This window comes from Dyella sp. GSA-30 (assembly GCF_027924605.1).
Lineage (GTDB): Bacteria > Pseudomonadota > Gammaproteobacteria > Xanthomonadales > Rhodanobacteraceae > GSA-30.
Map to the genome: position 1 here is coordinate 3225683 of NZ_AP027042.1, position 24733 is coordinate 3250415.

22 protein-coding genes are annotated in these 24733 nt (G+C 61.7%); 17 read left to right on the forward strand and 5 right to left on the reverse strand.

Translation table 11 applies throughout. The annotated features are described in order from the left end of the window. Nucleotides 1-145: 145 nt before the first annotated feature. The 4 genes from QMG46_RS14205 (at nucleotide 146) to asnB (ending at nucleotide 5241) form a co-directional block, all read left to right on the forward strand. Complete coding sequence (locus QMG46_RS14205; protein ID WP_281848476.1) at nucleotides 146-1066, forward strand: phosphoglycerate mutase; 921 nt, start codon at nucleotides 146-148, stop codon at nucleotides 1064-1066. Then, on the forward strand, nucleotides 1027-2778 hold the full coding sequence (gene recJ / locus QMG46_RS14210; protein ID WP_281848477.1) for a single-stranded-DNA-specific exonuclease RecJ: 1752 nt from the start codon (nucleotides 1027-1029) through the stop codon (nucleotides 2776-2778). Before QMG46_RS14205 ends, recJ begins: the two co-directional genes overlap by 40 nt. 110 nt (nucleotides 2779-2888) lie before the next feature. Continuing rightward, a complete protein-coding gene (locus QMG46_RS14215; RefSeq protein WP_281848478.1) occupies nucleotides 2889-3266 on the forward strand; it encodes a SpoIIAA family protein in 378 nt (125 codons plus the stop codon). Between the two features lie 286 nt (nucleotides 3267-3552). Beyond that, nucleotides 3553-5241 carry an asparagine synthase B gene (gene asnB, locus QMG46_RS14220; protein WP_281848479.1) on the forward strand — a complete coding sequence of 563 codons (1689 nt, stop codon included), beginning with the start codon at nucleotides 3553-3555 and terminating at the stop codon, nucleotides 5239-5241. Between the two features lie 47 nt (nucleotides 5242-5288). Here the strand turns inward: asnB and QMG46_RS14225 are convergent, their stop codons facing one another. Beyond that, nucleotides 5289-6563, reverse strand: a complete 1275-nt coding sequence (locus QMG46_RS14225) for a retroviral-like aspartic protease family protein (RefSeq protein WP_281848480.1) — start codon at nucleotides 6561-6563, stop codon at nucleotides 5289-5291. A gap of 187 nt (nucleotides 6564-6750) precedes the next feature. Beyond that, a complete protein-coding gene (locus QMG46_RS14230) occupies nucleotides 6751-7098 on the reverse strand; it encodes a hypothetical protein (RefSeq protein WP_281848481.1) in 348 nt (115 codons plus the stop codon). A 91-nt stretch (nucleotides 7099-7189) separates the two neighbouring features. Here QMG46_RS14230 and prfB point away from each other — a divergent pair. From prfB to QMG46_RS14285, 11 genes are all read left to right on the forward strand, one after another. Beyond that, nucleotides 7190-8315, forward strand: a protein-coding gene (prfB, locus tag QMG46_RS14235) for a peptide chain release factor 2 (protein ID WP_281848482.1) whose coding sequence is annotated in 2 segments (ribosomal slippage) — nucleotides 7190-7264 and nucleotides 7266-8315 — 1125 coding nt in all. Because the reading frame shifts where the segments join, the coding sequence is not laid out codon by codon here. 221 nt (nucleotides 8316-8536) lie between these two features. Beyond that, the gene (gene lysS, locus QMG46_RS14240) at nucleotides 8537-10054 is read left to right on the forward strand and encodes a lysine--tRNA ligase (protein ID WP_281848483.1); all 1518 of its coding nucleotides are present in this window, start codon (nucleotides 8537-8539) and stop codon (nucleotides 10052-10054) included. Between the two features lie 28 nt (nucleotides 10055-10082). Next, the gene (locus QMG46_RS14245; RefSeq protein ID WP_281848484.1) at nucleotides 10083-10493 is read left to right on the forward strand and encodes a hypothetical protein; all 411 of its coding nucleotides are present in this window, start codon (nucleotides 10083-10085) and stop codon (nucleotides 10491-10493) included. Between the two features lie 265 nt (nucleotides 10494-10758). Further along, nucleotides 10759-11481 carry a DUF1223 domain-containing protein gene (locus QMG46_RS14250; RefSeq protein WP_281848485.1) on the forward strand — a complete coding sequence of 241 codons (723 nt, stop codon included), beginning with the start codon at nucleotides 10759-10761 and terminating at the stop codon, nucleotides 11479-11481. 10 nt (nucleotides 11482-11491) lie between these two features. Then, nucleotides 11492-12457, forward strand: coding sequence for a hypothetical protein (locus QMG46_RS14255; protein ID WP_281848486.1), 966 nt, complete (start codon nucleotides 11492-11494; stop codon nucleotides 12455-12457). A gap of 63 nt (nucleotides 12458-12520) precedes the next feature. Continuing rightward, nucleotides 12521-13798, forward strand: coding sequence for a WD40/YVTN/BNR-like repeat-containing protein (locus QMG46_RS14260; protein ID WP_281848487.1), 1278 nt, complete (start codon nucleotides 12521-12523; stop codon nucleotides 13796-13798). A 56-nt stretch (nucleotides 13799-13854) separates the two neighbouring features. Beyond that, a complete protein-coding gene (locus QMG46_RS14265; RefSeq protein WP_281848488.1) occupies nucleotides 13855-14160 on the forward strand; it encodes a YciI family protein in 306 nt (101 codons plus the stop codon). Continuing rightward, nucleotides 14157-14414, forward strand: a complete 258-nt coding sequence (locus QMG46_RS14270; protein ID WP_281848489.1) for a BolA family protein — start codon at nucleotides 14157-14159, stop codon at nucleotides 14412-14414. Before QMG46_RS14265 ends, QMG46_RS14270 begins: the two co-directional genes overlap by 4 nt. Before the next feature lie 140 nt (nucleotides 14415-14554). After that, nucleotides 14555-18055, forward strand: a complete 3501-nt coding sequence (gene smc / locus QMG46_RS14275; RefSeq protein ID WP_281848490.1) for a chromosome segregation protein SMC — start codon at nucleotides 14555-14557, stop codon at nucleotides 18053-18055. Between the two features lie 12 nt (nucleotides 18056-18067). Further along, on the forward strand, nucleotides 18068-19093 hold the full coding sequence (zipA, locus tag QMG46_RS14280; protein WP_281848491.1) for a cell division protein ZipA: 1026 nt from the start codon (nucleotides 18068-18070) through the stop codon (nucleotides 19091-19093). Nucleotides 19094-19397: 304 nt separating this feature from the next. Continuing rightward, nucleotides 19398-20204, forward strand: coding sequence for an autotransporter outer membrane beta-barrel domain-containing protein (locus QMG46_RS14285; RefSeq protein ID WP_281848492.1), 807 nt, complete (start codon nucleotides 19398-19400; stop codon nucleotides 20202-20204). A gap of 17 nt (nucleotides 20205-20221) precedes the next feature. On the opposite strand, the gene QMG46_RS14290 is transcribed toward QMG46_RS14285, so the two are convergent. Further along, nucleotides 20222-21019 carry a hypothetical protein gene (locus QMG46_RS14290; protein ID WP_281848493.1) on the reverse strand — a complete coding sequence of 266 codons (798 nt, stop codon included), beginning with the start codon at nucleotides 21017-21019 and terminating at the stop codon, nucleotides 20222-20224. A 20-nt stretch (nucleotides 21020-21039) separates the two neighbouring features. Further along, nucleotides 21040-21327, reverse strand: coding sequence for a hypothetical protein (locus QMG46_RS14295; RefSeq protein WP_281848494.1), 288 nt, complete (start codon nucleotides 21325-21327; stop codon nucleotides 21040-21042). Nucleotides 21328-21482: 155 nt separating this feature from the next. On the opposite strand from QMG46_RS14295, the gene QMG46_RS14300 reads away from it, so the two are divergent. Next, nucleotides 21483-22439 carry a LysR family transcriptional regulator gene (locus QMG46_RS14300; RefSeq protein ID WP_281848495.1) on the forward strand — a complete coding sequence of 319 codons (957 nt, stop codon included), beginning with the start codon at nucleotides 21483-21485 and terminating at the stop codon, nucleotides 22437-22439. A gap of 224 nt (nucleotides 22440-22663) precedes the next feature. Here the strand turns inward: QMG46_RS14300 and QMG46_RS14305 are convergent, their stop codons facing one another. Further along, complete coding sequence (locus QMG46_RS14305; protein ID WP_281848496.1) at nucleotides 22664-23641, reverse strand: aldo/keto reductase; 978 nt, start codon at nucleotides 23639-23641, stop codon at nucleotides 22664-22666. Between the two features lie 223 nt (nucleotides 23642-23864). Between QMG46_RS14305 and QMG46_RS14310 the strand changes: the two genes are divergently transcribed. Next, the gene (locus tag QMG46_RS14310) at nucleotides 23865-24707 is read left to right on the forward strand and encodes an oxidoreductase (protein WP_281848497.1); all 843 of its coding nucleotides are present in this window, start codon (nucleotides 23865-23867) and stop codon (nucleotides 24705-24707) included. Nucleotides 24708-24733 lie beyond the last annotated feature (26 nt).

Genomic DNA, 24733 nt, shown 5'->3' on the forward strand with positions numbered 1-24733 from the left:
GTGCATTAAATGGCATGGTTATTGCGCCATTTCATAATCAAGAAAATTCACAAACCCTTTATCTGCAGTGCCAGAGCACGCTATCGGCCTGGACGGGCATGCGGTAACCTTTCGCCCTTGTTGTTGAGCTGGTAGATATCGAGGCATGCGCGAAACCACCATCGAACCGTTGCAATGGTGGTTGCCCGACCTGGCCCGCTTCAGCCCCGAACACCCCTTGCGCTCGCTGATCCCGCGGGCCGATCCCTTGCCCGAGGGACCGAAGGGATACCTAGCGGGCCTCGAAAGCTATTTCATTTGCCCGGGTGGTCTTCCCGCTGCTGCGCTGACGCGCGAGTTGCTGATGGGCGATGCCGCGGACGCGGCGTGGCTCAGCGCGGATCCCGCCTGGGTGCAACCCGATCTCAATGGCGCACGCCTGCTTGCCTGCGGGCAGCTCGCATTGACCATGGAAGAGGCCGCCGCGTTGGCGCGGCCACTCAAGCCCGTGTTTGGCGACGCAGGCATGCTGCTGGAAGTCTCCTCGCCGGACCGTTGGCATCTGCGGCTGCCCAAGGACAGCCAGATTCCGGCATTCGCGTCGCCGGAACGCGCCCTGGGCGAAGACCTGTTCGAGCATCTGCCACAAGGCGCAGAGGGCCGGCGCTGGCGGATGCTGATCAACGAAACGCAGATCCTGCTGCATCAGCACCCGGTCAATCAGGCCCGTAGCGAGCGTGGGTTGCCACCGGTCAACAGTCTTTGGTTCTGGGGCGGCGGTACGCTGCCTGCACATGTACGTACTTCGCTCGCCACGGTGATCGGTGACGACGTATTGCTGGGTGCGCTGGCCGGCCGGGCGGGCCTGGTCATGCAACCGCGTACACCCGCCCATGTGGCTCTGGCACGCGCCGGCGGCATGATCGATCTGCAGGACATGCCGGTCGACGTTATTGCCAATGACTGGTGGCCGAGCCTGGAGCCGCTGCTGCGCGCGCAGCCTGTGCAATGGGTATTTGCCAGCGGCGAGCGCTTCGTGCATCGGCCATGGCATCGCTGGCGTTTCTGGCGCAAGGCGGCTCGATGATGCGTTTGCAGTTGCACCGGCGCAGCCTGCAGGGCGAGCCCAGAGGCTGGGGCGATGGCGTGCACCCGGTGCTGCAGCGGATTTTTGCCGCGCGCGGCGTGTTCGAACCCATGCAGGCCGAACATCGCCTGAGCCGCATGCTGTCGCCGCAGCAATTGGGCGGCATGGACGAGGCCGTCGCGTTGCTGGTCGAAGCGATTGCCCATGACTGGTCGATCCTGATCGCCGGTGACTACGACTGCGACGGCGCGACCGGTACGGTCGTCGCCATGCGCGGCTTGCGCATGCTTGGCGCGCGCCACGTGAACTACGCCATACCCAATCGCTTCGTGCATGGCTACGGCTTGAGTCCGGCGCTGGTGGAATCCTTGCAACCCAGGCCGCAGCTGATCGTCACTGTCGACAATGGCGTGGCGAGCATCGCCGGCGTCGAAGTCGCCAAGGCGCTGGGCATCCGCGTCATCGTGACTGATCACCATTTGCCGGGCGAGCAGTTGCCGGCCGCCGATGCGATGGTCAATCCCAATCTTTCCGGCGATGGCTTTCCCAGCAAGGCATTGGCCGGTGTCGGCGTGATGTTCTATTTGTTGCTGGCGCTGCGTGCACGCATGCGCGAGCTGGGTAACTTCGGCGAAAGTGCCGGCCCGGATCTGTCGGTACTGCTCGATCTGGTCGCGTTAGGGACGGTTGCCGACCTGGTGCCGCTCGACTACAACAATCGCGTGCTGGTCGAGGCCGGCTTGAAGCGCCTGCGCAGCGGTCGCGGTTGCGCAGGCATCACGGCCTTGATCGAAGCAAGTCAGCGCAGCGTCGCCACACTTTGTCCGAGCGATCTGGGTTATGCCGTAGGGCCGCGCCTGAATGCGGCCGGTCGTCTCGAAGACATGCGTATCGGCGTGGAATGCCTGCTTACCGACGATGCGCCACTGGCACGGCGCTATGCGCAGCAATTGAGCGCGATCAACCAGGAGCGCCGCGACCTGCAGGCGGCGATGGTCGCCGAAGCCGAAATCATGGTGGGGCAGGCGGCGCAGACCGATGCGGTGGGCGTGGCCTTGTATGAGCCGAGCTGGCACGCCGGCGTAGTCGGCCTGGTCGCATCCAAGCTGAAGGAGCGTCTGCATCGCCCGGTGATCGCCTTTGCGCCGGCCGGCGAAGACAACCCGCACGATTTGCGTGGATCGGCGCGTTCCATTGGCGGCTTTCATATTCGCGACGCGCTGGCCATGATCGATGCCCGCCACCCGGGGCTGATCGAACGCTTCGGCGGTCATGCCATGGCCGCCGGTCTGAGTCTGAAAACCGAGGACTACCCGCGCTTTGCCGAAGCCTTCGATGCGATCGCGCGCGAATGGCTGAGCGAGGAAGCCTTGCAGGCGATGCTTTATACGGACGGTGAGTTGCCGCCCGGCGCATTTACCCTCGATCTCGCGCGTCAGCTCCGTTACGCGGCACCGTGGGGCCAGGCGTTTCCAGAGCCCTTGTTCGACAACGTGTTCGAATGCGCGCAATGGAAACCCATGGGCGAAAAACACCTGCGCCTGAGTCTGCGCGATCCCCGGGACGGCGCCGTGCACGATGCGGTGATGTTCAATGCCTACGACGGTACGCCTCCGCCGCGAGCGATGCGTGCAGCCTACGAGCTGGTGATCAACGACTGGCAAGGACGCGAAAGCGTACGTTTGCTGTTGCGGCATATCGAGCCGGTCTGATTTACCGCACTACGATCGATACGGGAATTAGCCCACTCCTTCACGCCTCTTTATCCCCGCAAGGCTCAGCTTAGCGTCGTGTAACGCGACAACAGTCGCAGGAGGCCACCATGATTGTGCAAATGACCGATCTGCCGGCTGGCGTGCTCGGATTTACTGCGCACGGCCAGGTTACGGCCAGGGACTATGAGTCGATCCTGATACCGGATATCGAAGCGGCGTTCGCGCTCACTCCGAAATTGAGCATGGTGTTTCACCTGGGCGAGGACTTTACCGGCTTCGATGCCGGCGCCATGTGGGACGACGTGAAGTTCGGCTTCCGCCATATCACCGGTTGGGAGCGCATTGGCATCGTGACCGACGTGGGCTGGATACGCACGATGTGCAAGATGTTCGGCTTTGCCGTGCCCTGCGAGTTGAAGCTGTTTCACAACAGCGAACTTCAGGAGGCCAGGGACTGGGTTGCCGAGATGCACGAGATGGCGTGACGGGCACCACGGTTGGGTGCTTGCGCCGGCGCCCGCCTTGTGTTGAAGTCGACCCATGACTTCCGTCGCCACCAGCTCGCATCTGAACTACGCCGCCCATGAGGCACGTGGCCCGGTTGCTGCTGGCCTGAATAATAACGCCAATAATAATCCCCGCATTGACGGGTGGGCCGGCGTGTAGACGAGATAAAAGTCATCACATACGCAAAGGGCCCGCCAACCGCGGGCCCTTTTTTTTGTCATGTCGTTTCGGGCTCCAACAACGTCAATCGAAGGGAAAGCCAACATGTGCGCGATATTCGGGATGTTCGATCTTCAACCGGGCGACGATCTGGCCGCCTTGCGTCAGCAGGCGCTGGAGCTGTCGCAGCGCCAGCGTCACCGCGGTCCGGACTGGAGCGGTGTATTTGTCGATGCCGGGGTGATCCTGGTGCATGAGCGCCTGGCCATTGTCGACCCGGCCAGCGGTTCGCAGCCGCTGCGCTCGCGCGACGGCGATCTGGCGCTGGCCGTCAATGGTGAGATCTACAACCACCGCGAACTTCGTGCCGCGAGCGGTTACGACTTCACGACAGGCTCCGATTGCGAAGTCATCAACGCGCTCTATCGTGAGTTCGCTGCACAAAAGGCCCCGGCAGGCGATTTCGTGAGTCGGCTCAACGGCATTTTTGCTTTCGCGCTGTGGGATGGCCAGGCGCAGCGTTACCTGATTGCGCGTGATCCGATCGGTGTGTGCCCGCTGTATTGGGGGCACGATAGCCAGGGACGTTTGTGCGTAGCGTCGGAAATGAAATCGCTGGTCGGCGTGTGTGCGGATGTTGCACCGTTCCCGCCCGGTCATGTCTACGACAGTCTCGACGGACAGTTGCGCAGTTACTATCACAAGCCGTGGCGTGACCACGAAGTCACCCGGGGGCATAGCGTCTCATCGCAAGACCTGCGTCAGGCCTTCGAGCAGGCCGTGCATCGGCAACTGATGACCGACGTGCCGTATGGCGTGTTGCTTTCGGGCGGCCTCGATTCATCGCTGGTGGCCGCTTGCGCTGCACGTTTCGCCCGCGAGCGCGTCGAAGACGACGATCGCAGCGAAGCCTGGTGGCCGCGCCTGCATTCGTTTGCCATCGGCCTGGAAGGCTCGCCCGATCTTGCCGCCGCGCAAGTGGCGGCCGATGCGCTGGGCACGGTGCACCATGGTTTTGTCTACAACTTCTGGGAAGGGCTCGATGCCTTGCCTGAAGTCATCCGCCATATCGAAACCTACGATGTCACCACCATCCGTGCATCAACGCCGATGTATCTCCTGGCGCGAAGGATCAAGGCGATGGGCGTAAAGATGGTGCTGTCGGGCGAAGGCTCGGACGAGATCTTCGGTGGCTACCTGTACTTCCACAAGGCGCCGTCGGCCGAAGCGTTCCACGAAGAAACCGTGCGCAAGCTCGATGCCTTGCACAGCTACGATTGCCTGCGCGCGAACAAGGCGATGATGGCCTGGGGCGTGGAAGCACGGGTGCCTTTCCTCGACCTGGATTTCCTCGATACCGCCATGGGGATGGATGCCAAGTACAAGATGGCCGGGCAGGGGCGTATCGAAAAAGCCGTGTTGCGCGAGGCATTCCAGGGCGCCTTGCCCGATGCGATCCTGTGGCGGCAGAAAGAGCAGTTCAGCGATGGCGTCGGCTATGGCTGGATCGATGGCCTGAAGGCGCACGCCGAGCAGGCCATCAGCGACCGCGAATTCGCCGCCGCGGCGACGCGTTATCCGTTCAACACGCCGGCGACCAAGGAGGCGTATCTGTATCGCCGCATCTTCGAGCGCTTCTTTCCTGGTGAGGCCTGCGCGGCGACGGTGCCGGGTGGCAAGTCGATCGCCTGCTCGTCACCGGCGGCATTGGCCTGGGACCCGGCATTTGCGGCAGCAGCGGATCCATCGGGGCGCGCCGTACGCGATGTCCATCAGCAGGCGCTGGCAGTCTGAGCCAATCACGGTTGGGATGCCGGGCGGTTCGATCGCCCGGCATGATCTCAATGCAGATTGGGGTGCAATAGCAGGCACATGTGCTGGTGCTTGAAATCCATAAGGAAATCCATGTCGCGCAAGGCGCCTGCGCCAAGGGTGATGGGCCAGCGCACTGCGCTTTCCGTGAGTACGTCGAAGTACACCTCGATCGGTTGACCGGAAATTTCCAGCTTTACCTTGGCATGGTCGGTATTGGCCAGGTGCTGTCCACCGATGTCGTTGACCTCGCGCTTGCTTCGACGCAGCGCGGTGGCCTGTTCCAGCGCCTTGGCCGTGCCGAGCAGGTACAGATAGGCGCCGGTATCCAGTCTTACCTTGCTCCATTGCCCCTCGATGGGCATCGGCACGACCAGACCCAGACCGTCGCCCCAGAAGGTGCTGCTGATCAGCATCGGTGCATCGCAATGGGTATTTTCGGTGGCAGCGTCACCGACGGTCAGGGTGTTTCGGCTGATGCGTACGCTTCCCAGCGGGGCGATCATGTTGATGCCCATGAGCGAGATACGCGTGTTGCTCACGATCAATACGGGAATGTTGTGCCAGACCACCGGACCGACCTTCAATTCCTTAAGCAACCCACGTTTGCCCGGCTCCTGTTTGGTGATCCAGCCGCTAAAGCTGATCGGGGTGTCCAGCACTTCCACCCCCAATTTGCTGGCCTGCTCTTCGCTGATCGCCACGTCATGGGCACCGGAATCGATCAGCAGGTCTATCTCATGACCGTTGGCTTGTGCCTTGACATGCGGGCTCGGATCGCGCTCGGAGTAAACCAGCGGAAGCTCGAAGCCTTGCGCGGGCACGTCGACAGCGAAGACTGACTGCTTGTTGATCCGGTTTGCATAAGCCTTCATGCGCGACAACTGCACGTCCACGCCATGTCCTTTGAAGCGTTTGACCAAGGCAGCTTCCATGGCATAGGCGTCGGCATCGCGTCCGGCCAGGTGCAGGTTGGCGCTTTCGAACTGACCGCACATGATGGCCGTGCCCGGGCGGCTGTCGATCAGCGTATCCATGCAGGTTTCCGCATCGCGGGAGGACGCATCGAGGTTGTAATGCATCCGCTCGATCACCATCGCCGAGACGATATGGATCACCGGATCGGTCGAGGTCTTGTAGATATCGGCCACGGTTTGCAGATCGGCGTCCTGCATGGCGCTGTAGATCTTCGTGATGACAGGGTCGTTACCCTGGGGTGTTGCGACGTCGTCGGCCTTGCCTGAGCCCATCCAGAACAGGGCGGCGCCGCAAAGCAGCGCGATCATGCGCGTTTTGGTCTTCATGAGTTTCATGGGCTTCCTTCGGTGCGAATGCGGAACGCACGCACACATCGTCGCCTCGCCTGATTCGAGTCGATCGAGTAGACATGTATTAGCGTGTGCCCCTGAGCGTGCGGTCATTCCCTGAACGATGTCGCTATTCCCGCGCTGATCATACGAGCGATGCGGATCAGGTTCTTGCGAGCATCGGTCAGTCGTGTCGGGGCATGCCGGCGGCCAATCCGATGCCGATCAGGATCAACGTGCCGAAGACGACCAGCACCATGCCGATCGCACAGCCAAGCAGCGTATAGGCTGCCTCACGCCGTCGTCGGGCACGGAACAAGGGAACGACGCGAGCCGCCATTGGCAATACGACGATCGCCAATGGGCCCAGGACACCGGGCCAGATCAGCTTGGCGCCGGTTTCCCAGGCCATGGCGTCGGCCAGACATAGCCAGCCGATCGCCAGCGCGGCCCCGAGCAGGCTGAGCCCGATGCCGATCAACAGGCAAACCCAGGCGCGGGAAAGGGCGGGGCGTTCGATCGATGTCGTCATGCGGTCGAGTTTGGCAGCAAAGGCGCCGTTTACCTACGCGGAGCCGGCCCGTCTGCTATCCTTATAGGTCAATCTCAGCCACGACATTTCAATGATCGAGACCAATCCGATCCACGCGCAAATCGCCGACCTCACCGGTCGCGTCGAGTCGCTTAGGGGGTATCTTTGACTACGCCACCAAGCGTGAGCGTCTCGAAGAAGTAAGCCGCGAACTGGAGAGCCCCACTGTGTGGGACGACCCGCCGCGGGCACAGGAGTTGGGCCGCGAGCGCGCTCGCCTGGACACCATCGTCAACGGTATCGACACGCTCACCGCCGGCCTCGCCGATGCGGGCGAGCTGCTGGACATGGCCGCTGCGGACGGCGACGAAGACACCGCCAACTCCGTCGTGACCGACCTGGGCAAGCTCGAGGCCAAGGTGGCCAAGCTGGAATTCCAGCGCATGTTCTCCGGCAAGATGGACGCCAACAACGCGTTCGTGGACATCCAGGCCGGCGCCGGTGGCACCGAGGCGCAGGACTGGGCCGAAATGCTGCTGCGCATGTACCTGCGCTGGTGCGAATCGCGCGGCTGGAAGACCGAACTGCTCGAAGTCAGCGGCGGCGACGTGGCCGGCATCAAATCCGCCACCTTCCGCGTCGAGGGCGATTACGCCTATGGCTGGCTGAAGACCGAGATCGGGGTGCATCGCCTGGTGCGCAAGTCGCCGTTCGACTCGGACAACCGCCGCCACACCAGTTTTACCTCGGTGTTCGTGTCGCCGGAAGTCGACGACGATATCGATATCGACATCAACCCGGCCGACCTCAAGACCGACGTCTATCGTTCGTCCGGTGCCGGCGGTCAGCACGTCAACAAGACCGAATCGGCCGTGCGTATCACCCACGTGCCGACCGGCGTGGTGGTGGCCTGCCAGACCGAGCGCAGCCAGCACGCCAACCGCGACCGCGCCATGAAGATGCTGGCCGCCAAGCTGTACGAACTGGAAGTGCAAAAGCGCAATGCCGAAAAGGACGCGCTCGAAGCGACCAAGTCGGACATCGGCTGGGGCAGCCAGATCCGCAACTACGTGCTCGACCAGAGCCGCATCAAGGATCTGCGTACGGGCATCGAGCGTTCGGATACGCAAAAGGTGCTCGACGGCGACCTGGACGAATTTGTCGAGGCCAGCTTGAAATCGGGCCTGGATGCGGGCGCGAAACGCCTGGACGCGTAACGGCTTGCCTAGACCTTTATTGCCGTCATTCCGGCGAAGGCCGGGATCCATTCCTCAGCGGTGATGCTTGCCGTATCTCGACTGACAGGCGAGAACTGAGGGATGGGCCCCGGCCTTCGCCGGGGCGACGGATGATAAGTTGCCGCGTAAACGCGGGATGCTCCAAGAAAAGCCTGCTATAAACCATCCACTACACATCTGTACGACCGGAACCACAGCGAATGACCGACGAAAACACGCCGCCCATCGACGAGAACAAGCTGATTGCCGAGCGTCGCGAGAAACTCAAAGGCTTGCGCGGGCAGGGCGTGGCATTTCCGAACGATCATAAGGTCGATGCCTTTGCCGGCGATCTTCAGACCGAGTTTGCGGACAAAGACGTCCATACGGCCGAATCGATCGAAGCCATCGCGCGTCGCGTCAAGGTGGCCGGTCGCATCATGCTCAAGCGCGATCAGGGCAAGGTAGCTTTCGTCCAGTTGCAGGATTTCACCGGGCGCATCCAGTTGTTCATCCACCAGGGCACGGTGGGTGAAGAGACCTACAAGGCCTTCAAGGGCTGGGACGTAGGTGACATCGTCGGTGCCGAAGGGGCACTGATGCGCACCAAGACCGGCGAGCTGTCGATCAAGGTCGATGCCTTGCGCCTGCTGACCAAGAGCCTGCGTCCGCTGCCGGACAAGTTCCATGGCCTGGCCGATGTCGAGCAGCGCTATCGTCAGCGCTATGTCGACCTGATCGTGACCGAGGAGGCGCGCCGCACGTTCGCACTGCGTTCGCGCATCATCGGTTACATGCGCCAATGGCTCGAGGCCGAGCCGCGTCGCTTCATGGAAGTGGAAACGCCGATGATGCACATCATCCCCGGCGGTGCTACGGCACGTCCGTTCGTTACGCACCACAACGCGCTCGATATCGATCTTTATCTGCGTGTGGCGCCGGAGCTCTACCTCAAGCGCCTGGTGGTCGGCGGCTTCGACCGCGTCTACGAGATCAACCGCAACTTCCGCAACGAGGGCGTGTCGACCCGGCACAACCCCGAGTTCACCATGCTGGAGCTGTATCAGGCTTACGCGACTTATCACGAGATCATGGACCTCACCGAATCGGTGATCCGCGATACGGCGAAGAAGGTCCTGGGTACGACGGCTCTTACCTGGGACGGCGCATCCATCGATGTCGGCCCGGCGTTCCGTCGCTGGAAGATGGAAGACGCGGTGCTTGAGCACAACCCCGAGATCAAACGCGAAGAGCTGCGCGATCGCGACGCGATGGCCGCACACGCCAAGCGCCTGGGTGCACAGGTCAAGCCAGGTTATGGTTGGGGCAAGCTGTTGCTGGAGATCTTCGAGCACACGGTCGAGCACACCCTGATCCAGCCCACCTTCATCATCGACCATCCGGTCGAGGTGTCGCCGCTGGCGCGCGAGAACGATACGGACAAGGGCATCACCGATCGTTTCGAGCTGTTCGTCAACGGCAAGGAGCTGGCCAATGGCTTCTCCGAATTGAACGATCCGGAGGATCAGGCGGCACGCTTCCAGGCGCAGGTCGATGCGAAGGATTCCGGCGACGACGAAGCCATGCATTTCGATGCGGACTACATCCGTGCGCTCGAAGTCGGCCTGCCGCCGACCGGTGGCCTGGGTATTGGTATCGATCGCCTGGTGATGCTGTTGACCGATTCGGCGTCCATCCGCGATGTATTGTTGTTCCCGTACATGCGGCCGGAAGCGTAGCGTTTCACTTTCTGGACAGGGGCAGGTCATGACAAGAACACACGTTTTGCTCAGTGGCCTGTTTGCCCTCGCGACGGCGGCGTGCTCGCCGTCGTCCGACCAGGCATCACCACCCCCGGCTGACAAACCCGCTGCGACCGCGACGGTTGCAGCACCGGCACCGGCGACATCGGTCAATGACGATACTGCTGTGGCCAAGGTCAACGATGTCGTCCAGCGCCATCACCTGACCTCGCTGAAGCCCGATTGCCTCGACTACATCATTGGCGATGAAAGCCAGGACGGCATCGATATCGATGTACATGAGAAACACGACGAACATTGCGGCGGCGATCCGGAAACTTCGCCGCGCCTGTTTTCGTTTCATGTCGATCACGCAGGCAAGCTGACTACCGATGCGCTCGATCCGGCCGATGGTGAGATGAAGCCGATCGACTGAAAAAAACCTCGAATAACCTCCTACTCGTCATCCCGGCGCAGGCCGGGACCCAGTGGCTTCAGTTTCCGCTTTTTGCGATAGAGCGAAGTCTTGTTGGCTCTCGCGATAACCAGTCACAAGGCCACTGGATCCCGGCCTGCGCCGGGATGACGGTAGGGAAAACTGAGGTTATTCGAGGTCCCCTGAAGTCGCCTCCATAAAGGTAACGCTGGTCCATCTCCGTACGAATAGCTACCTGAACACGCCACTTCAGGAGCCCACTGCAATGACCCTGCTTAAAAAGCTCAGCGTCCTCCTGGCCGGACTGATGGCCATGACCGCGCTGGACGATGCCTATGCACAAGCAGCCGGCTCCAATGAGAGCAAGCGCCTGGTAGTGGTCGAGCTGTTCCAGAGCCAGGGTTGTTCATCCTGTCCGCCCGCCGAGGCGAATCTCAACGCGATCGCGGCGCAACCCAACGTGCTGGCCTTGTCGTACGCAGTGACTTACTGGGACGACCTGGGTTGGAAGGACACCTTCGCTCAGCAGATCTTTACCGACCGCCAGTGGACCTATGCGCAGCGCCGTGGCCGCGACAATGTCTGGACCCCGCAGGTCTACGTCAACGGTCGCAAGGATATTGTCGGCACGAGCCGCTCGCAGCTGGATGAGGTGATAGCGGACTCGTCCGCCGCTACGACGGCATCGCCAGCGATCACCTGGCAACCGAATCGCCTGAGCATTGGCGCGGGCACCGGTGGCGACTACGACGTGTGGCTGGTGCGCTACGACCCGCGCACGATCGACGTGCCGATCGGTGCCGGTGAGAACAGCGGCCGCGTTCTGCCTCATCGCAATATCGTGCGCGAACTGGTGAATCTCGGGCACTGGAACGGCAAGCCACAAGAGTTTGCCTTGCCAACGCCAAAACTCGCCGGTCTTTCCACCGCGGCATTGATCCAATCGGGTCCCGGTGGTGCCATTATCGGTGCGGCCATCCAACGCTAGGACGTTCACCATGAATCGTCGCCAGGCCCTTTGGACCATCGCAGGTGCGGTCACGGCGGCGATGTGGCTGCCCCGAGCGTGGTCGCAGCGCGGCTACGAACGCGCCTCCGAACTCTACGGCGCGTTGCGCGAACAGCCGCATCAAAGTGTCGTCATGGGCGGCGGTACGCTCGATGTAGTTTTTGCCGATGGCGCACCAGGACTCGACCGCGATCGGGTCATGGCCTGGATACGCAAGAGCGCCACGGCGGTAACGACTTATTTTGGTCGCTTTCCCGTTCGACACGTCGGTGTGTTGGTGATCGCAGAAGACAGTGGGCGCCTGGGTCCGGGCACCACGTACGGGTTCGACGGTTCGGCCATCCGCCTGCATGTCGGACGCGATGCAAGCGACGACGCTTATCGCAACGACTGGATGCTGGTCCACGAAATGACGCATCTGGCCTTGCCTGAAGTGCCGCAAGAAGGAGCATGGCTGCTTGAAGGCAACGCCACCTATATCGAGCCGATCGCGCGTGCGCAGGCCGGTCAGCTCGATCCCGCCAGCGTATGGCAATGGTCGGTCGACGATATGCCCAAGGGGCAGCCCGCCAGCGGCGATCAAGGTCTCGATCACACCCATACCTGGGGCCGCACCTATTGGGGCGGCGCGACATTCTGGCTGCTCGCCGAGGTGGCGATCTACGAACAAACCCAGGGACGCAGCAGCCTGCAGGACGCCTTGCGCGCGATCAATCGCGAAAGCGGCGGCAATGGCAGTACATGGACTCTGGACAAGGTCATGCAGGTCGGTGACAAGGCCACCGGTACGACCGTGCTCGCCAAGCTCTATGCCGACATGAAAGACAAACCCGTGCATGTCGACCTGGACGGCATGTTTCGCAAGCTCGGCGTTGGCGAGGCGAACGGCAAGATCGTATTCGATGACCACGCACCACTGGCGCGCCTGCGCGAGCGCATCACTCGCAAGCCCTGAATGTCCAGGCTTCGCATCGGCTAACATCATGCGCTTTGCGCCGACGGTTCCGAGGACAATGCCATGATGGCAACGCGCTGGTTTGCGATGATGTTGGGCGGCTTGGCCTTGTGCGCCTGCCAGGACAAAGACCCGAACACGGCGAAGACCGCGCCGGCTGTTGCAGCCGCCACCCCGGTATCGGTAGCCACGCCTCAGCCTTATGCGCGCTGTCCCGCCGATAACTACAAGTGCATTGATCTGCAGGATGCATTGGATTCCGGCGAACACAGCAGCGTCCAGGTCCATTTCGCGGCGATCCCGCTGAAGATGGACACGCATGTGGCCGATGGCGCGGTGTTGACGGGCACGGATGCCGTGCTGACGGATCTGCAGGTGTTGCCTTCAGGCAAGTTGATTGCGGTGGGTGGCTCCGGTCTTGTCGTGGCCCGTGCGGCGAACGAAGCGGCCGACACCTGGCAGATGGACAACTACTCGCACTTTGCCGATTCGCTGCGCGGGGTGAGCTTTCGCGACGATCAGCATGGTTTCGCCGTCGGCGACGGTGCACGTATCTTGCGTACGCAAGACGGCGGCGCGCACTGGGAAGTCTTCAATCGCAGTTTTACCGATCTGAAGAATCCGGAGTATCGCGACCTGAAGTTCGAAGGCGCGGCCTATTCGGTCGCGTTCGCTGATCCTCTGCATGGCGTGGTCGGCGGCGAAGGGCGTCTGTTGCGCACGAGCGACGGCGGCCAGCAATGGCAACGCGTGGCACAAGCGCTCGATGGCATTGCGATTCAGCGTGTGGCCTTTGTCGACACCAAGCGTGGCTGGGCGGTCGGTAGCAGCGAGACCGTCTTGCGTACCGACGATGCGGGCGAGCACTGGTTCGTGGTGCCATTGCGTGTTGGAGCCTCCAGTGACCATGCAGACCGGCTCGCACATCTGATGGCGGTGAGTTTCGGTGACGCGATGCACGGCTGCATCGGTGGCGGCTTCAAGGTCTGGTGCAGCCAGGACGGCGGTGCCACCTGGACGGCCAGCGACGTGGCGTGGCCCAAGGGTGTCGACACCGGCGAAGACATGGCGATCACCGCATTGACGATGCGAGACGCCAACCAGGGCTGGCTGGTAACGCGCGAGGGCGCGCGGATTTTTCACACCGACGATGGCGGCCGTCACTGGTCGTTGTGGATGAGCGTCCCGCAGGCTTCCCAGGGCAAGCTCAGTGACGCGAATCTCTGGGGTCTGGCAATGGGCCACGATCGTGCCTGGGCCGTGGGCGTTGGTGTCCCGGCCAAGCCAGATGACGGCGTGGCGCCAGAGAGCAAGCCCATCGTGGTGTCCTGGAAACTGTAGGGCACCCCTCCAAACGCGCTAGAATTAGGGGCTTACAAGCTCAAGGAGCGCGTTTTATGTGGTTTGCCATCATCGCCGAGGACGTTGCCGACTCCCTGGAAAAGCGCAAGGGTGCCCGGCCGGCGCATATCGAGCGTCTGCAGAAGCTGCTCGACGAAGGCCGCCTGTTCGTTGCGGGCGCCTTTCCGGCGATCGAATCGGAAGATCCAGGCCCGGCCGGCTTCACCGGCAGCATGATCCTGGCCCAGTTTCCCTCGCAGGCGGAGGCGCAGGCCTGGGCCGACGCCGATCCGTACGTGGCAGCCGGCGTCTATGCCCGGGTCATCATCAAGCCCTTCCGCAAGGCGTTGCCGGCGGCATGAGCATGGTCGACGACATCCGCCAGCGCCTCAGTGCAGCGCTGGCCCCGACCGAGCTGGACGTGCTCGACGAGGGCTATAAGCATGCCGGCCATGCCAATGAAGGCAAAGGACATTTCCATGTGCGTATCGTCAGTGCCGCCTTTGTGGGCCAGCTGCCGCTCAAGCGCCATCGCATGGTCTACGCCGCCCTGGATGGGCTGATGGACCAGGGAATCCACGCCTTGTCTATCGACGCGCAGGCCCCAAACCCGTAAATTAAAATAAATTCAATAACATGAATAATTAACCTCATGTTATTTCCACGCGCCAAACGCATTGCGGCTCCGGCCTGCGTTTGGCACAGTGCCTTGTCGCCCAACTGTCATGGGCCTACCCGATTCGCCGCTGGGAACGCATGCGCCTTACCACGATAAAACTCGCCGGTTTCAAGTCCTTCGTCGACCCGACCACCCTGCATCTGCCGAGCAATATGACCGGCGTGGTGGGGCCGAACGGCTGCGGCAAGTCCAATATCATCGATGCGATTCGCTGGGTGATGGGCGAAAGCGCCGCCAGCCGCCTGCGTGGCGATTCGCTGACCGACGTGATCTTCTCCGGCTCCAATGCGCGCAAGCCGGTGGGCCAGGCCACGGTCGAGCTGATCTTCGACAACTCCGACGGCACCATCCAGGGCGAATACGGGCAGTACGCCGAAATCTCGGTCAAGCGTCAGGTGACCCGCGACGGGCAGTCGGGCTACTTCTTGAATGGTGCGCGCTGCCGTCGTCGCGACATCACCGATCTGTTCCTCGGCACCGGTCTGGGACCGCGCAGCTACTCGATCATCGAGCAGGGCATGATCAGCCAGATCGTCGAGGCCGCGCCCGATGAGCTGCGCACGCACCTGGAAGAAGCCGCCGGCATCTCCAAGTACAAGGAGCGCCGGAAGGAAACCGAGAGCCGTATCAAGTCCACCCGGGAAAACCTCGACCGCGTGCGCGACGTGCGCGACGAAGTGGACAAGCAGCTCGAACACTTGAACCGTCAGGCGCGTGCCGCCGAGCGCTGGAAGGCGTTCAAGGAGGAGCAGGTACGCAAGGAAGCCGAACTGCGCGCGCTGGAATACCGCGGCCTGAAGGGTCAGCACGACGGCGAAGGCGCCAGCCTGTCCGCCGCCGAAACCGAGATCGAAAAGCGCCTCGCCGAGCAGCGCCATATCGAAGCGCAGCTGGAAAGCGTGCGCGAGCGTCATACCGGCGCCAGCGAACACCTCAACAGCGTCCAGGGCGAGGTCTACAAGGTCGGCGCCGAGATCGCGCGCGTCGAACAGCAGGTGCGCTACAACCGCGAAACCGCCGACCGCCTGCAACGTGCGCAGAGCGATGCCGAGCGCGAACAGGCTGAACTGGCCGAGCACATCGCCAACGATCGCCAACAGATCGAAACGCTGCGCACCGCGCTGGCCGAAGGCGAGCCGCGCCTGGAAGCGCTGCAGCAGATGCAGGACGACACCTCCGAAGCGCAGCGCGATACCGAAACCAAGCTGGCCGACTGGCAGCAACGCTGGGACGGCTACACGCGCACGGCTGGTGAAGCCAGTCGCGCGGCGGAAGTCGAGCGCACCAAGCTGGCCTATCTCGATCGCCAGGCCGTCGATCTGGCCAAGCGTCGCGAAGCGCTGGAATCGGAGCAGAAAGCCACCGACGTGGCGGCGCTCGATGCCGCCGCCGAGCAGTTGCATACCGAACACGATACCCAGCGCGAGCGTGTCGAATCGCTCGGCACCTTGCTCGACACGCACAAGCTCAGCCATGAGAAGGTGCTTGACGAAGAACGCCAGGTGCAGTCCGCACTGAACGAAGCGCGTCAGCAATTGCAGACCGCACGCGGCCGTCAGGCCTCGCTCGAAGCCTTGCAGCATGCGGCGCTCGGCCAGGAAGAAAGCGCGGCCAGCGGTTGGCTGTCGCGCCTGGGCCTGGACAAGTCGCGCCGGTTGGGCGAAGCCCTGCAGGTCGACGCCGGTTGGGAAACGGCGGTCGAGACTGCCCTGATCGGTTTTATCGACAGCGTGCTGGTCGATGGCGCGAGCCACGTCGCAGGCGAATTCGCCGGACTGGAAAACGCCGACATCGCCTTGATCGATGCCGCCGAAGGTAGTGCTGGCGCGCCCGGCACCCTGGGCGCGCATGTGCGTGGCCCCGCAGCGGCGATCGCACTGCTCAACCAGGTCTATGCCGCTGAAACGTTGAGCGACGCGCAGCAGCGCGCCACTGGCTTGTCGGGCACGCAATCGGTCATGACGCGCCAGGGCGAATGGCTGGGTGCCGGTTGGGCGCGCCTGTTGCGCGGTCAGGGCAATCAGGTTGGCGTATTGGCGCGCGAACGCGAAATGCGCACGCTGGCCGAGCAGATCGTCACGCTTGAAGCGCGCATCGACGAACTGACCGAGCAGCTCGATCAGCTGCGTACCGACAAGTTCGAGGCCGAACGCGCGCGCGACGACGCGCAGCGCGAGCTGTACAACGCGCACCGTCGCCAATCCGAACTCGCCGGCCAGCTGCAAAGTCACCGTGGCAAGGTCGAGACGGCACGCGCTCGCTCGGAAAAAGTCAGCGGCGAGCTGAGCGACCTGATCGCTCAGGTCGATGAATTGCAAAGCAGTACGCGCGAAGCGCGGGCACGCCTGGACGAATCGGTCGGCAACATGGGCGACCTGGAAGACCAGCGTCGCGAACTGGAAAACGAGCGGCGCGCCTTGCTCGAATCGCGCGAAGAAGCGCGCATGAATGCACGCGAGGCAGCTGACCAGGCGCATGCATTGGCCTTGAGCATGGAATCGAAGCGTTCCTCGCTGAGCTCGCTCGAGCAAGCGTTGGCGCGTATGGATTCGCAGCATCGTCAGGTCGAGATGCGCCGTAACGAGATCGTCGAGCAGTTGGCGGCCGGCACCGATCCGATCGCCGAGCTGGAAGCCGAGCGTCAGACCTATCTCGATCAGCGCCTGCTGGTGGACAAGCAATTGGTCGAAGCGCGTCGCGCGCTCGACGACTGCGACGCCGAATTCCGTCGCCTGGATCAGGAGCGCCAGCGCACCGAGCAATCGTTGAACGGGCTGCGTGAAAAGCTCTCGGAGAAGCGCCTCGCCGCGCAGGCACTGCAGCTACGCGCGCAGCAGCTGGCCGAAGCGATCACTGCCTCGGGCCTGGAACTCGATGCATTGCTGACCGAGCTGGCCGAAGACGCCGATGCCGGCCAGTGGCGCAAGGACCTGGGCGATCTGGCGCAGAAGATCCAACGCCTGGAGCCGGTCAACCTGGCCGCGATCCAGGAGCACGCCGAACAAAGCGAGCGCAAGACCTATCTGGACAACCAGCTGGGCGATCTGACCAGCGCACTGGAAACCCTCGAAGGCGCAATCAAGAAGATCGATCGTGAGACCCGCCAGCGCTTCAAGGAAACCTTCGATCGCGTCAATGCCGGCGTACAGGAGCTGTTCCCGCGTCTGTTCGGTGGCGGCCATGCCTACCTGGAGCTGACCGGCGACGATCTGCTCGATACTGGCGTGGCCATCATGGCGCGCCCGCCCGGCAAGCGCGTGTCGAATATCACGCTGCTCTCCGGCGGCGAGAAGGCGTTGACCGCCGTCTCGCTGGTGTTCGCCATCTTCGGTCTGAACCCCGCACCGTTCTGTCTGCTGGACGAGGTGGACGCGCCGCTGGACGAAGCCAACGTCGGTCGCTTCTCGAACATGGTCAAGGAGATGAGCGAAAAGGTGCAGTTCATCTTTGTCAGCCATAACAAGGCCACCATGGAGGCCGCCTCGCAATTGTGCGGCGTCACCATGCGCGAGCCCGGTGTGTCGCGTCTGGTGCAGGTGGATCTGGCCGAAGCGGCTAAACTTGCCGGAGCAGCTTGAGGAGCTATGGTCATGAGGATCGAACCCATCATCGCATTCGCCTGGAATCCCGCCGTAGGCATTCCGTTGGCCATTGTCGGATTGATCGTGGTGGCGCTGATCTGGTTGTTCGGACAGCCCAAGAAAGAGCAGGGCACGCGCCGCCCATCGCCTGAGGCACCGCGTGGCGAGCGCCGCGAACCGAGCTTCGGCGACGAGGCGATCGATAGCGATCATCTTTCTTTCAGCGCGCTCGACGAAGAAGAACACGGTCACGAGCCGGTCATTGGCGACAAACCCGCACAGGGCGAGTTGGAAATGGGGCTGCGCGGCGAGCTGGAGCGTCTCGGTGCCGCACTGGCCGGCGATCGCGGCCGCGTGACCGCCGCACCGTTGCCCAAGCCGACTGGCCACGCCGCATCGATCGTCGATGCGCTGCGCGCGCCGTCGATGCCCGAGGATGGCTTGATCGAACCCAAGCCCATCGTGTCGCCATCGATGGCTGCGCCGGTTCCCGCACCCGCACCCGTTGCTGCACCGGCGCCCGCTCCGGCACCGGTACAGCCAAAGACACCTGCGCGCTCCGACCTGGGACGTCGCCCGGTGCAGATGCCGGTGGAGCGTATCGTCACGTTGTTCATGGTGGCGCGCGAAGGTTCGCTGTTCAACGGTGCCGACCTGATCGTCGCCGCCGAAAAGGCCGGCCTCGAATTCGGCGACATGGGCATCTATCATCGACTGGTCGACGGCAAGCGCGAGCTCGGCCCGATCTTCAGCGTGGCGAACATGCTCAAGCCGGGTAATTTCGACCTGGGTCGGCTCGATGCCCTGCATACGCCGGGCCTGAGTTTCTTCATGACGTTGCCTGCGCCGATCCCTGCGCTCGATGCATGGGATGCCATGTTGCCGACCGCACAACGGTTGGCCGAGCTGCTCGACGGACAGGTGCTCGATGAAGAACGCAACGCGCTAGGCCGTCAACGCATTGCACACATTCGTGATGAACTGCGTGGTTGGGATCGCGACCACGAAGGCAAGGAAATCACTTTCGGACGCTGATCCGAACCACGACAGAAATAGCGAAACGCCGCCTCAGGGCGGCGTTTTTATTTATGCCCTCACATGAACGCCGTCATTCATGTCTGTCACTGCGATGTGGATATGGCGTGGTTGCGCCATAACGCCTCACATCGCGATTCATGAAAGTGATCGCTCGTTTGGAACCACGTAGGCATTTGTCTCACACAGCGCCAACGCGATGTGCACGTTTCGATTCATACATTCGTTCCAACTTTGTCAGGGAGCGGAACCGATGAAATCATGTTTGACCAAACCCTTTGGATCACGCGCAGCAGGATGCCTGATGCTCGTTTTGCCGATGGCTGTTGCGAGCACGAGTGCTTTTGCCGATGACGATTTTTCGCATTCGCCGGCACTTGATCGCGTAAGCATCTGGGTAGGTGGTTACTACGCCAAGACCGATACCAATATCGGTGCCAGCGATAAAAGCGATCAAATCAAGGGTCACGTCAATCTCGAGGATGCTCTGGGATTCAACGAGCACAAGACCGTACCGCGCGCGCGCGTGGACCTGTTGTTGGGCGAACATCAGGGTCTTTCGTTTGACTACTACAGCATTGATCGCAGCCGCAGCAAAACGCTGACGCAGGATATCAGCTACGGCGGTAACGACTATCTCGCCTCGGCACAGGTGCGCGGCAAGCTCGATTTCAACTTCGGCAGCGCCGCGTATCGCTGGTGGTTCGGTACTGGCAACGACGTATTCGGGGTAGGTCTCGGTGCGGCGTACTACGGCGTGCATGCGAGCATTCGCGGGCAGGCCTCGCTCAATGGCGAGACCGCACAAGCCTATACCAGCGCGGACGAAACTGCCTGGGCACCGATGCTTCAGCTAGGTTGGCGCCACGCGTTCAGCGACAACTTGCGCATGTATATCGATGCGTCAGGGGTCAAGAAGAACGGCAGCGATCTGGGCGGGCATATCTATAACGGAGCGGTAGGCCTGGAATGGTTCCCGTGGCATAACGTGGGCTTCGGTGCCGAATACAACTACACGCGCATCAAGCTGCATCAGGATCATCACAACTTCAACGACAGTCTGGATATGAAGTTGAACGGGCCGTCGGCATACGTGCGCTTCCGTTTCTGATTCCGGAATACCTGCGCTCAGTAGGGGATGGCATGCCGCATGGCGCGGCGTGCCAGTTCTCTTGCGATGGATAAGCCGTCGCGCCCCAGCGGATGGCATGAGATGGATTCACGCACGCGTTGTGCCGCCGGAAAATCGCCGGCCTTTGCCAATAAGAGGCTATGTGCCAGCAGCCCGGACAGACAATCGCGGCTTAATCTCAGCGCCTGTGCCGCGTGGACTTCGGCGTCATCGACCTTGCCTTCATAAAGGCAGACGATGGCAAGGCCGCCATGCGCTTCGGCAAAGCCGTTGTCGACATGACAAGCTCGTTCGAAATGCGCGCGTGCTTGTACCAGGCATTGATTGAGCAGATGGACCCAGGCAGCCACTGCCCAGGCGTCGACGTGCTGTTCCAGCAGTAGGGCGGCCTGATCGAAACATGACGCTGCTGCCGCATGATTTCCGAAGCCAAGCAGACACAGGCCTTCTCCCAGTCGGGCGCGTCCACTGTTCGGGTTCAACGACACGGCCTGCCGAAAAAACGCCAAGGCTGTTTGTCTATCCAGCACGTCGAGTGCGAGAAGGCCATTGGCTGTGCAGCCATCGGCGGTGCCATGCGCGCGGTCGGCGAACCGGTGCGCATCGCTGCAGCGGCCGGCATCGATCAACAGGTTGGCCAACAAACCGCAGATATCCTTTCTCAGTGTCGCGTGCGCCTGCAAGCGCATGCCAAGCTCGATCGAATCGTCCAGGCGACCGAGTCGGTGCAAGGCACGCATCTTGAGAACGATGGCGGTGGGCACATCCCGCATGGTGTCATCGTCGATAAGCACGATGACCTGCTCATGGCAGCCTAACTGCGCATGAGCATAGGCGAGCTGGTAGGCGACTGCGAATCGCGGCCGCTCGCCGCGGCCATTTCCAGCGCGTGTACCGCCTCGTCCAGCCGGCCTTGTCCCATGAGACTCCGGCCGCGCAGTATCAGTAGCTCCGTGGGCAAGGGGCATTGCGCTTCGTAGCGAGCAAGCAGGGCATCGCATATCTCGTAATCACCCGATTGGCAGGCCTCCTGGGCGGTATGTGAGATCAGCCGCTTGTTCTCCATGAGATCGGTTTTGCTGCGGTGTGCCTGGAAAGTCATGGGACAAAGGTTCCAGCGAACGTGTAGAGATATCCATTGAACTAATACGAAAAGCATGGCTCAGAGGCCTTTTCTGATTCAGGCTTGTCAGGCTGCAATCGATCACTCATATTGAAACCCAGCTTCACAGTGGCGCCTGCCCAAAGCCGATACCCATGGAACCCAGCGAAGGTCTATTGCGTCAGCATCAACTCGACGGCATGGCCGCCTTTCTGGCCGTGGCTGAAGAGAAAGGGTTTTCCGCCGCCGCCGTGCGTCTGGGGGTCTCGCCATCGGCGGTCAGCCAGGCGATTCGTCAGTTGGAGCAGCGCCTGGGCCTGCAGCTATTCAATCGCACGACCCGCAGTGTCAATTTGACCGAGGTCGGTGCACGTTATCTCGAGCGCATCCTGCCGGCAGTGCACGAACTGATGGCTGCCGCTGACGATCTTGGTGCCGAAGCCGAAAAGCCGGCCGGTCTGCTGCGCCTGAATGTTCCGCGGTCCGGCTATATGATCGCGCTACAACCGGTACTGAGAAAATTCCTGGCGGCTTATCCGGACATTCGCCTGGAAATCATCATCGAGAGCCAACTGATCGATATCGTCAGCCGAGGATTCGATGCGGGTATCCGCTTTGGCGACCTGGTCGAGCGCGATATGGTCGCGGTGAAAATCGGGCCGGCACTCAGCGCGCATATCGTGGCCTCACCCGATTATCTGGCACGCCGTGGTGTGCCGAAACATCCACGCGATCTGCTCGAGCACGAATGCATCAATTTTCGTCATGTCACCAGCGGTCAGATCGAACGCTGGGAGTTCGAGAAGGACGGCGAAAAAATCGAGCTCAATGTCGGTGGCCGCCTGACTTTCAACGATTCGGCGGCGTTGACCCAGGCTGCGCTGGACGGCCTGGGTATCGCTTACATGATCAACGGCTATATCGATCGCTTTATCGACGATGGTCGACTGGTGCGTGTGCTTGGCGATTGGAGCCCGCCGCTTGACGGCTTGTATCTTTATTTTCCCGATCGCCGCGGCGTGCCACCGAAACTGCGCGCCCTGATCGACTTCTTGCGCAGCGAGCCAGCGACAGAACATCCGGCGACCAATGTTTGGGTAGTGAGCGAATAAGGGAAATCTTCAATAGCCTCAGTTTTTATTATCGTCATCCCGGCGCAGGCCGGGATTCAGTGGCTTCAGTTTCCGATCTTCGCGATAGAGCGAAGTTTTGTTGGCTCTCGCGATAACCGATCACAAGGCCACTGGATCCCGGCCTGCGCCGGGATGACGACTAGGAGGTCATTCGCGTTTCCAAAAAGTTGCTTCCGCGATGGGGGATTTAAAAGCCGAATCAATCAAAACCCCGCCACGCGATGCGGCACATACGGTGCCTCCAGCACAGCGATCTCCTCGTCGGTCAATTCCAGTGACAGCGCAGCTATCGCATCGTCCAGGTGGTGTGATTTGGACGCACCGACGATCGGTGCGGTCACCGGAGACTTCTGCGCCACCCAGGCCAAAGCGACCTGTGCACGCGGCACGCCCCGCGCTTGTGCAATCTTCGCCACGGCATCGACCACGCGTTTGTCCGCTTCGGCCGTAGCGTCGTAGAGCGTACGTCCATACACATCGTTTTCCTGTCGCTCGCTGGTTTCATCCCACTCGCGCGTCAGGCGTCCGCGTGCAAGCGGGCTCCAGGGGATCACGGCAATGCCCATGTCTTCGCAGAAGCCAAGCATTTCCCGCTCCTCCTCGCGATAGAGCAGGTTAAGGTGGTTCTGCATGCTGACAAAGGGCGTCCAGCCATTGAGGTGCGAGGTATAGATCGCCTTGGCAAACTGCCAGGCATGCATCGACGACGCGCCGATATAGCGTGCCTTGCCCGCCTTCACCACGTCATGCAGCGCTTCGAGCGTCTCCTCGATGGGCGTGGAATGGTCCCAGCGGTGGATCTGATACAGGTCGACATAGTCGGTGCCGAGTCGGCGCAGGCTGTGGTCGATCTCGGTCATGATCGCCTTGCGCGACAAGCCGGCGCCGTTCGGCCCCGGCCGCATCCGATTGAATACCTTGGTGGCCAGCACGATGTCTTCGCGGCGTGAAAAGTCGCGAATGGCGCGCCCGACGATTTCCTCGGAGCTGCCGTCGGAATAGACGTTGGCGGTATCGAGGAAATTGATACCTGCCTCCAGAGCCTGCCTGATCAAAGGGCGACTCTTTTCCTCGTCAAGCGTCCAGGTGTGATTGCCGCGATCCGGAGCACCGTAGGTCATGCAGCCCAGGCAAATCCGTGACACTTCCAGGCCGGTAGAGCCGAACTTCACATATTCCATGAGGATTCCTTGCGCAAACTCGTTGAGTAGATGGCGGCCGGACCGCTTGCGTGGAGCCTAACCCGCCCCAAGTGTCTATGGAATGCACAAATCGCGGATGGGCTTTGAAGCAGCGGTAACGAATGATTATCCACCGCAGCTTCAAAAGGCATCGCGAGCAACCTGGGTTATCGGCAGGGAGAGCGCGTCTTAGCATGCGCTTTCCTTTTCGGTGGAGACAGCTATGAGCCAGTCGCAAATCAAGACGTTTTTAATTACGGGTGTAAGCACTGGTCTGGGGCGTGCCTTTGCCGAAGTCGCCTTGCGCGAAGGACATCGTGTGGTCGGTACCGTCCGCCATGAAGACGCCGCAAAAAGCTTCGAGGCGCTGGCGCCGGGCAGGGCGTTCGCGCGTCAGCTCGATGTCACCGAGACTGCGACAATTGCGCCGTTGGTGGCTGATATCGAAGCCCATGTCGGGCCGATCGACGTGTTGATCAACAACGCCGGCTACGGTCACGAAGGCGTGCTGGAAGAAGCTTCGCTCGACGATTTGCGCCGCCAGTTCGAAGTGAACGTGTTTGGCGTGGTGGCAGTCATCCAGGCCGTGCTGCCCTATATGCGAAAGCGCCGCGCGGGGCGCATTCTCAATATCACCTCGATGGGCGGCATCATCACCATGCCCGGTATCAGCTTCTACCATGGCAGCAAGTTCGCGCTGGAAGGCATTTCCGAAAGCCTGGCCAAAGAAGTGCACAGCTTGGGGATCTATGTGACGGCCGTGGAGCCCGGTGGTTTTCGTACCGATTGGGCAGGGCGTTCGATGGTACGCAGCGACCGCCATATTGCCGATTACGATGCCGTATTCGATCCACTGCGCGAACGCCGCAAGAATTTCAGCGGCAATCAGCCGGGTGATCCGCACAAGGCCGGCGAAGCCCTGCTGAAACTCATCGCCAGCGACGACCCGCCGATGCATCTCCTGTTGGGCCGCGATGCCATGAACATGGTTCGCGAAAAGCTCGGCTTGCTCAAAAGCGAATTCGACGCCTGGGAGCAGGTCACGTTGTCTACCGATTTTTCGTAACGATCCATTTCATCTACTTGAGGACA